Annotated in this window: 5 protein-coding genes; all 5 read left to right on the forward strand. The window is 70.4% G+C overall.

Features of this window, described 5'->3' with window-relative positions; translation table 11 throughout:
• Nucleotides 1-5: 5 nt before the first annotated feature.
• Complete coding sequence (locus tag MFF06_RS13025; RefSeq protein WP_238204446.1) at nucleotides 6-815, forward strand: Crp/Fnr family transcriptional regulator; 810 nt, start codon at nucleotides 6-8, stop codon at nucleotides 813-815.
• Nucleotides 812-4,390, forward strand: a complete 3,579-nt coding sequence (locus MFF06_RS13030) for a PAS domain S-box protein (protein WP_370876532.1) — start codon at nucleotides 812-814, stop codon at nucleotides 4,388-4,390. The genes MFF06_RS13025 and MFF06_RS13030 overlap by 4 nt, the downstream gene beginning before the upstream one ends.
• A 32-nt stretch (nucleotides 4,391-4,422) precedes the next feature.
• A complete protein-coding gene (locus tag MFF06_RS13035) occupies nucleotides 4,423-4,821 on the forward strand; it encodes a response regulator (RefSeq protein WP_238204448.1) in 399 nt (132 codons plus the stop codon).
• 124 nt (nucleotides 4,822-4,945) lie between these two features.
• Nucleotides 4,946-7,402: a PAS domain S-box protein gene (locus MFF06_RS13045; RefSeq protein WP_283207271.1), complete on the forward strand. Its 2,457-nt coding sequence runs from the start codon at nucleotides 4,946-4,948 to the stop codon at nucleotides 7,400-7,402.
• A 382-nt stretch (nucleotides 7,403-7,784) separates the two neighbouring features.
• Nucleotides 7,785-9,433, forward strand: a 1,649-nt coding sequence (locus MFF06_RS13050) for a PAS domain-containing protein (protein WP_238204450.1), incomplete at its 3' end; no start/stop codon positions are given.

The following is a 9,433-nucleotide window of genomic DNA, read 5'->3' on the forward strand; positions in this document are numbered from 1 at the left end:
TCCCCGTGAACATCCGACCTTCGCCCCCCATCGACGGCAACCTGCTGCTCGAAGCCCTCGACGCGGCCGACCGCGCCCTCCTGGCACCGTACGCCGAACGCCGAGAGGTCCGGCGCGGCGACGTGTTGTTCCGTGCCGGCGACGACGTCAGTCACGTCACCTTCCCCGCGCATCATTGCGTCGTCACCTTGGTGGTGCCGCTCATGGACGGGAAGTCCGTCGAGACCGCCACGGTCGGTCGCGAGGGCGCGATGGGCGGGGTCGTCAGCCACGGTTACCTACCGGCATTCGGACAGGCGGTCGTCCAGGTCGGCGGCCCGGTCATCCGGATCGACGCCGCGCGTCTGTCGGAGGCCAAGCAGGCCTCGAAGGGCATCCGCGACCTGTTCGTGCGCTACGCCGACTGCCTGCTGGCGCAGGTCCTGCAGTCGGTCGCCTGCAACGCCGCCCACACCATCGAGCGGCGCTGCCTGCGCTGGCTCCTAACCCTGCAGGACCGGATCGGCACGCCCGAACTCCCTGTCACCCACGAGCTCCTGGCCGACATGCTCGGGGTGCGCCGCGCCTACCTGACCGAGGTGCTCGGGCGGATGCAGCGCGACCGCCTGATCGCCATCGGCCACGGACGCATCACCCTTCCGGACAGGGAGCGCGCCGAGGCCGGCTCGTGCGAGTGCCACGCCGCCGTGCGGAAGCACTTCGAGGAGGTGATGGGCGCCGTCTACGCCCCGAGCGGCCGCATCGTCGCCGTCGACGTCGGCGAGCCGGAACGGCTGCGTCCCCCGTCCGTGCTCGTGAAGGACGCGACCCCGTGAACCAGGTCATGCGGCCCGCCCGGATCGAGGAAGACGCGCGGCTGGCCGCGCTCGCCGCGTTCGACATCCTCGACACCCCGCCCGAGCGCGGGTTCGACGACATCGTCCATCTCGCTCGCCGCCTCTGCGCGGCGCCGGTGGCACTCGTCAGCCTGGTCGACCGCGACCGCCAGTGGTTCAAGGCCCGCGCCGGCTTCCCGCCCTGCGAGACGGACCTCGACCGCTCGGTGTGCAAATTTGTGCTGTCCGAACCCGGCGTGCTGCAGATCCCGGACCTCACACGCGACGCGCGCACCCGCGCCAACCCGCTGGTGACCGGCGAGCCGAACCTACGCTTCTACGCAGGCGCGCCCATCCGCACGCCCGACGGGCAGGTGCTCGGCAGCCTGTGCGTGATTGACCACGTCCCGCGCCCGGGGGGCCTCTCCACGGAACAGGTTGCGGACCTGGAGGCGCTCGCCCGCCAGGTCATGGACCAGCTCCTGCTGCGCCGCTCCAGGTCGGACCGGGACCGCGCCGGGCGTCAGGGCGAGGCTGTCGCCGTGACCCTGGCCGGCGTCGCTGCGGCGGGTGGCGACCTCGACGAGAGCTTCCGGGCCGTGCTTGCCGGCGCGATGCGCGCCGTCCCCGCCGCCGAGGCCGGCACGGTCGAGATCCGCGAGGGGGATACCCTGGTCTACCGCGCCGTCACGGAGAGCCTCGCGCCGCATCTCGGCCTTCGCGTCCCGCTCCGGGGAAGCCTCGCGGGTGCCTGCTACAGGGAAGGCGTCCCGCTCCTCGTCCCCGATGTCCTGAGCGATGACCGGGTCGATCCTGAACTGGCCGAGCGGCTTCGCCAGCGCTCGTGCATGCTGGTGCCCGTCCGCCGCGGCGGGGTCGTGGTCGGTGTCCTGAAGCTGCAATCGAGCCGCCTGGGCGCGTTCGCGAAGGAGGACCTACAGGTTCTCGGCGTCCTCGCCGGTTCCGTCGCCTCCGGCCTTGCCGAGGCCGGCGAGCGCGCCGCCAACCGAGCGGCAGCCCTGACCGAGTACCGGCGCCGCGCCGTGTTCGACAGTGCGCAGGACTATGCCATCATCCTGCTCGACCTCGACGGCCGGATCACGGACTGGAACGCCGGCGCGACCCGCATCCTCGGCTGGCGTCCCGAGGAAATGTGCGGCCAGACCGCCGACGCGTTCTTCACGCCCGAGGACCGGCGCGACGGCATCCCGGCCATGGAGATGCAGTCGGCCCTTGAGAAGGGCACCGGCATCGACGAGCGCTGGCACCTGCGCCGCGACGGTGAGCGCTTCTGGGCCAACGGCGAGATGATGGTCCTGCGCGACGAGGCAGGCGCCGCAATCGGATTCGTGAAGATCCTGCGCGACCGGACGGAGCAGAAGGAAGCCGCCGCCCGCCTGCAGGAGAGCCAGGACCGCTACAGGCTTGCGGCCCGGGCCACCAACGACGCGATTTGGGACTGGGACCTCGCCGCCAACCACGTTCTCTGGAACGAGGCCCTCACCGAGGCCTACGGCCATGCACCCGAGACGGTCGAGCCGACCGGCGACTGGTGGATCGCGCAGATCCATCCCGAGGACCGCGCCCGCATCGACGCGTCGATCCACGCCGTCATCGACGGCGTCGGCACGACCTGGACGGACGAGTACCGCTTCCGCCGCGCGGACGGCTCCTACGCGCATGTCCTCGACCGCGGCCACGTCATGCGTGACGCCCAGGGCCGGGCCTGCCGAATGATCGGCGCGATGCTCGACCTGACCGAGCGCAAGCGGGCCGAGGACGCGATGAGGGAGAGCGAGCGCCGCCTCGGGATTGAGCGCGGCTTGCTGGAGTCGATCTTCCGTCAGGCCCCCGTCGGCATCTCCATCGCCGGAGCCGAGGCCGGCATGCCATCGTCGTTGAACGCCAAGGCCGAGGAGATCCTCGGCCATGGGCTCGGGACGGAGGGCGACGCCCGCTACGTCTCCTACGGCGCCCTGCACCCGGACGGTCAAAGGTACGAGCCGGCCGAGTACCCGACCCTCCGCGCCCTGCGGAAGGGCGAGACGGTGCGGGGCGAGGAGATGCGCTACCGCAACGCCGCGACGGGCGAGGTTCGCCTCCTGGAGGTGTCGAGCGGACCCGTGCGCGATGCCGAGGGCGCGATCCAGGCCGCGGTGACCGTGCTGGTCGACGTCGGCGACCAGCGCCGGGCCGATGCCGAGACACGCCGCCTCGCCGCCCTGGTCGAGCAGAGCCAGGACTTCATCGGCCTGGCCGCCCCCGACGGGAGCGTCGACTTCGTCAACGAGGCCGGCCGACGCCTCATCGGCCTTCCCGACCTCGCCACGGCCAGGGCCATGCCCATCGTAGACTACTTCGTGCCGGAGGAGCGCGCGCGCGTCCTCGACGAGGTTCTGCCGGCGGCGGAGCGGGACGGCTTCTGGGAAGGCGAACTGCACTTCCGCCACGTGGTCACCGGGGTGGCGGTCCCGGTCTTGTACAACCTCTTTCCCGTGCGCGACGCTGACGGGCGCAAGCTCGGCTACGGCACCGTCACGCGCGACCTCACGGAACAGCACCGCGCCCGCCAGGCCCTGCAAGCCAGCGAGGCGACGTTGCGGGCCGTGCTCGACACGGTACCGGTCGGCATACTGTTCGCGGAGGCGCCGTCCGGTCGCATCGTCGCCGGCAACCGGCGGCTGGAGGAGATCCTCCGCCATCCCATCCTGCCGTCGCCCAACGCCGACAGCTACGGCGAATGGGTCGCCTTCCACGAGGACGGCCGGCCGGTCGAGGCCGCCGATTACCCGCTCAGCCGCATCATCCGAGAGGGAATGGAACACGCCGAGATGCGCTGCGAGTACCAGCGTGGCGACGGCACCCGGCTCTGGATCGAGATCGCGGGTGCGCCGATGCGCGACGAGGCCGGCACGGTGGTCGGCGCGGTCGTCGCCGTGTCCGACATCGACACCCGCCGCCGGGCCGAGGAACGGCAGGACCTGCTCAACCAGGAGCTCTCGCACCGCATGAAAAACCTGCTGGCGATGGTGCAGGCCATCGCCGCCTCGACCCTGCGCGGCGCCACCGACATGGAGGCAGCGCGCGAGGTTCTGGGCAGCCGGCTGGTCGCGCTCGGCAAGGCGCACGACGTGCTCCTCGGCGGCGCTGCCGAGAGCGCCTCCCTGGCGGCAGTGGTCCGGGAGGGGGTCGGTGTCCAGGAATCGGCGGGGCGGCGCGTCGCGTTCGAGGGGCCGGACGTCGAGATCGGCGGCAAGGCCGCCTTGTCCCTTGCCCTGACCCTGCATGAGTTGACCACCAACGCGGTCAAGTACGGCTCCCTGTCCGTACCCCACGGCAGGGTCGCGTTGACGGCCTCGCTGGTTGGGCCGGGAGATGCGCCGCGGCTGCGCATCGCATGGATGGAAATTGGCGGTCCACCGGTCGTGCCGCCATCGCGAAAAGGGTTCGGGTCGCGGCTGATCGAGCGTGGGCTGACGGCACAAGTCAACGCCAGCCTTGCCCTCGACTACCGCCCGGAGGGTGTGGCATGCGTCGTCGAGGCGGCGCTGGCTGATTTCCAGGCGGTCGTTTGACGGGGCGACGCAACGAAGGATCGCGCGGGCCGTTGCCGCTCGCCATGACGGATGCCCCGGACGCGAAGAAGGCCTTGGTGGTCGAGGACGAGATGCTCTTCCGCTTGGAGGTCCGCGACCTCCTCGAAGCGAAGGGCTACGCCGTTGTCGAGGCCGGAAACGCCGCCCAGGCGCTGGAACGTCTGGACGGCACGGTCACCCTGATGATCACCGACGTGCGCATGCCGGGCACGATGGACGGCCTGGCGCTCGCGCGCGAGGTCATCCGCCGTCGGTCGGACGTGGCCGTCGTCGTCGTGTCGGCACAAGTGACGCCTCGCCCAGAGGCCTTGCCCGGGCACGTTCCCTTCGTCGAACGCCCATTCATTGAAAGCCGCTTCCACGCCGCCATCGACCGGGCCGTGTCGGCGAGGACCAAAAGCCGATCATGACGTCGACTTCCTGTTCGGCCAAACCGCACGAGGCCTCGACCCGACCAAAGGCCGCATCCGATTTCCGTCCCGGCGCCCCCGAGGGCGTTGGTTCCCGAATGGACGCCCTTTAGAGATCCAGGCCATGAGCATCGAGGATCTTCGGGGGGAGGTCGAGCGGCTGCGCCGGCGCGAGAGCGAGTTGCTGGCGGAGGTCGCCCGCCTGCGTGCCGGTCAGGAACCGCACGCACCTTCGACCGCCAGCGAGGCCGGCGTCGGGACCCTCAGGCCCGATCTGCTGTTCACCGCCGCCGACAAGACGCGGATGGCGATGATCGTCACCGACCCGAACCTCCCCGACAACCCCATCGTCTTCGCCAACCGCGCCTTCCTGGAACTTTCCGGCTACGCGGCGGAGGAGTTGATCGGACGTAACTGCCGCTTCCTCCAGGGTCCGGAGACCGACCCGGCCCACGTCGCCCGCATCCGGGATGCCATCGCGGCACGGCGGGACGTGGTCGTGGAGTTGTTGAACTACCGGCGCGACGGCAGCCCCTTCGTCAACGAGCTCTACGTCAGCCCGGTCTTCGGCCCGCACGGCGAGCTGCTGTTCTTCTTCGGCAGCCAACTCGACCTCACGCGTTTCCGTGAGCAGGAGGGCAACGAGCAGGAGGGCAACGCCGTCCGGCGGGGCGCCTCCTTCCGCAGCCTGCTGGAGGACGGCGAGGCCGGGTTTTGCATCATCGAGATGCGGTTCGACGGGGAAGGCCGGGCCGAGGACTACCGCTTCGTCGAGGTCAACGCCGCCTTCGAGCGCCAGTCCGGGCTCGCGAACGCCGAGGGCCGCTGGATGCGCGAGCTCGAACCCGAGCTTGAGCGGCACTGGTTCGACACCTACGGCGAGGTCGCCCGCACGGGACGCGACGCGCGGTTCAGGGGCGCGGCGTCCCGGCTGGGGCGCGTGTTCGACGTGCATGCGGTGCGCATCGGCAGCCAGGTGCAGAACCGGGTCGCCGTGCTGTTCGAGGACGCCACAGTCAGGCAGGAGGGCGAGGAGCGGCGGGAGGCCCGGGACCGCGACAACCTGGTCGAACGCGACCTGGTCTGGCGGACGAGCCGCGACCTGCTCGTCGTCTGTGGTCTCGACGGGAGTATCCGCGCCGTCGGCCCGGCCTGGACCGAGACGCTCGGCTGGCCGGCCGGCAGCCTCGTCGGGGTGCGCATCGACAGCCTCGTGCATGCGGACGATCAGGAGGCCGCGTCACGCGCCTTCGATATGCTGCGCGCCGGCCTGCCCCTCTCCGACCTAGACGTCCGCTTCAGGACGGCGGACGGCGGCCACCGCTGGATCTCGTGGAACGCCATCCCGCAGGGGGACCGCTTCCACGCCACCGGCCGGGACGTGACCGAGCGTCGGGCCCTTGAGGAGCAGTTGCGTCAATCGCAGAAAATGGAAGCGGTCGGGCAGCTGACAGGCGGCGTCGCGCACGATTTCAATAACCTGCTGACCGTCATCAAATCCTCCACCGACCTCCTGAAGCGCCCGAGCCTGAGTGAGGAGCGCCGGAGCCGCTACGTCGACGCCATATCCGACACGGTCGACCGTGCCGCCAAGTTGACCAGCCAGTTGCTCGCGTTTGCGCGACGGCAGGCGCTGCGCCCGACCGTATTCGATGCCGCGCAGTCGGTGGCCGCCATCGCCGACATGGTGCGCACGCTCACCGGCGCGCGCATCCGCGTTGAAACCGACACCGATGCCGGCCAGGATGCGGACGGCGAGCGGCTGCCCTGCCACGTCGATGCCGACCCGAGCCAGTTCGACACCGCGCTGGTGAACCTCGTGGTGAATGCCCGCGACGCGATGCAGGGCGAGGGTCGGTTGCGCATCGCGGTCAGGCGCGCCGCCCGCATCCCGACCTTGCGCTCGCACCCGGCAGTGCCGGGCGACTTCGTGGCCGTGTCGGTCTCCGACACCGGCGGCGGCATCGAGCCTGACTTGCTCGAACGCATCTTCGAGCCGTTCTTCACGACGAAGGGCGTAGGCCACGGCACCGGGCTGGGCCTGAGCCAAGTGTTCGGCTTCGCCAAGCAGTCGGGCGGCGACGTCGCGGTCGATAGCGAGGTCGGCGCCGGGACCACCTTCACCCTGTTTCTCCCCCGCTCCGCCGATGGCTCGGCTCGGGAACCCGCGCGTGACGATCCTGGACCCCTGCCCGAAGGCCACGGCACCCCGGTCCTGGTCGTCGAGGACAACGTCGAAGTCGGCGCCTTCGCCACGCAAGCGCTCGGCGAACTCGGTTACCAGGCCGTCTGGGTGAAAGACGCCCAGGCCGCCCTGGCGGAGATCGAAGCTTCAGGCCAGCGGTTCGAGGTGGTCTTCTCCGACGTGGTGATGCCCGGCATGAACGGGGTCGACCTGGCCAGGGAGATCCGGCGGCGGTGGCCCTATTTGCCGGTCGTTCTGACCTCCGGCTACAGCCACGTGCTGGCCTTCGAGGGCACCGACGGCTTCCCGCTGCTGGGCAAGCCCTATTCGGTGGCCGACCTCAGCCGGGCCCTGCGCAAGGCCCTGCGGGAGCGGTTGGCACTGACGTTCGGCTGACGGGTGATGCACGCGGTTGAAAGCGTCGGCCGAGTGCGCATCCGCCAGGGACCGCGCGCGTTGTCGTTCGGCGCCAGCCGGACGCGCCAAGGGGACAAGGTCATGCAATCGGACACGCCACGCCCGGGGGACGAGCCGTTGCCACCCATCGGCGACCCGCCGCCGGACCCGGCGCCGCCCGAGGGCGATCCGCCGACGGAGCCGCCGGCACCGCAGCCACCTGGTCCGATCAACGCGTCCTGACCGCACGCGCCGCTGCGGTCGGCCGCCATTTCCGACCGTGCCACCACATCATTGAGTTTGCGTCTTCCGACCCGTCGCGGGCGAAGCGGTCGGAAACTATCGAGCCATCATGCACGCACCCACACCGGACCCGGGAACGATGTCCCGCGAGGAACTGGAAGCCGAGGTTCGCCGGTTGCGTGGGCATTCGGCCTCCCTCGCGCAGATGTTCGAGCAGGCCCCGAGCTTCATCGCCCTCCTGAGCGGCCCCGAGCACCGCTTCACGCTGACCAACGCGGCCTACCAACGCATCGTCGACGGTCGCGACGTGGCCGACCGTACCGTGGCGGAGGCACTGCCGGAGGCTGCCGCCCAGGGTTACGTCGACCTGCTCGACGAGGTGTTCCGCACCGGCCGACCTCACACGGCGACGGGTGCCAGGCTCGATCTCCAGCCCGTCGCGGGAGGGGCGATCACGGAGCGCTACCTCGACTTCGTCTATCAACCGGTCGCCGGCCCGGACGGGCGGGTCGAGGGCATCTTCGTCGAGGGCCACGACGTCACGGAGCGCACACGCGCGGAGGTCGCTCTGCGCGAGAACGAGGCGCGCTACCGGACCCTGTTCGAGAGCATCGAGGTCGGGTTCTGCATCGTCGAGATGAAGTTCGAGGGCGAACGCGCCATCGACTACCGCATCGTCGAGGCCAACCCCGCCTTCGTCGCGCAGACCGGAGCAGACGTCGCCGGCAGGTGGGTGAGCGAGTTCGCGCCGGACCTGGAGCGGCACTGGTTCGACACCTACGGCCAAGTCGCGCTGACCGGTGAGCCCGCCCACTTCGAGCATTACGCCGACGTGTTCGGGCGTTGGTTCGACGTCAGGGCCCTGCGCACCGGCGAACCCTCCGCGCACCGGGTCGCGATCTTCTTCTCGGACATCACCGAGAGGCGCCATGTCGAGCAGCGCGCCGAGGCCGGCGAGCGCGAGTTGCGCCTGATCGCTGACGCCCTTCCGGTGCTTATCGCCTTCATCGGCGCGGACCACGTCTACCGCTTCGCCAACGAGGCCTATGTCGACTGGTTCTTTATCCCCGCCGGCGAGATTGTCGGCCGGGACGTCCGGGACCTGCTCGGGCCGGACGCCTACGCGGCACGTCGGCCGTACATCGACCGGGCCCTCGCGGGTGAACCCGTCACCTTTGAGATGGACTGGCCCCACCGCGACGGGCGTCCCCGCGTCGCCGAGATCCGATACCTGCCGCGCCGGGACGCCGACGCTCGCGTCGACGGCTTCCACATCTTCGTGCAGGACGTGACCGTCCGGGTGCAGACCGAGGCCCACCTCGCCCGCCAAGTCGCCGCCCGGACCGCCGAGCGCGACCAGATCTGGCAGGCCTCGTCCGACCTGCTGTGCGTGGCCAATTTCGACGGCTACTTCGTCGGCCTCAACCCGGCCTGGCCGCAAACGCTCGGCTGGACCGATGCCGAGATGAAGGCGCGCCCGTTCCTCGATCTCGTCCACCCCGACGACGTCGAGGCGACCGTGGCGGCGGCGGAGGGTCTGTCGCGCGGGGAGGCGCAGCTCACGTTCGAGAACCGCTACCGCCGCAAGGACGGCAGCTACGTCTGGCTGTCCTGGAACGCCGTGCCGCGCGACGGGCTGATCTACTCTTCCGTACGCGACGTGACCGAGAGCAAGCGGCAAGCCGAGGCGCTGGCAAAGACGGAGGAGGCCCTGCGGCAGTCGCAGAAGATGGAGGCGGTCGGACAACTCACCGGCGGCCTCGCGCACGACTTCAACAACCTGCTCGC

The organism is Methylobacterium aerolatum (assembly GCF_022179085.1).
Classification (GTDB): domain Bacteria; phylum Pseudomonadota; class Alphaproteobacteria; order Rhizobiales; family Beijerinckiaceae; genus Methylobacterium; species Methylobacterium aerolatum.

Coding starts and splice junctions, on each gene's coding strand:
- MFF06_RS13045 (WP_283207271.1), top strand. CDS start 4,946: ATGAGCATCGAGGATCTTCGGGGGGAGGTCGAGCGGCTGCGCCGGCGC.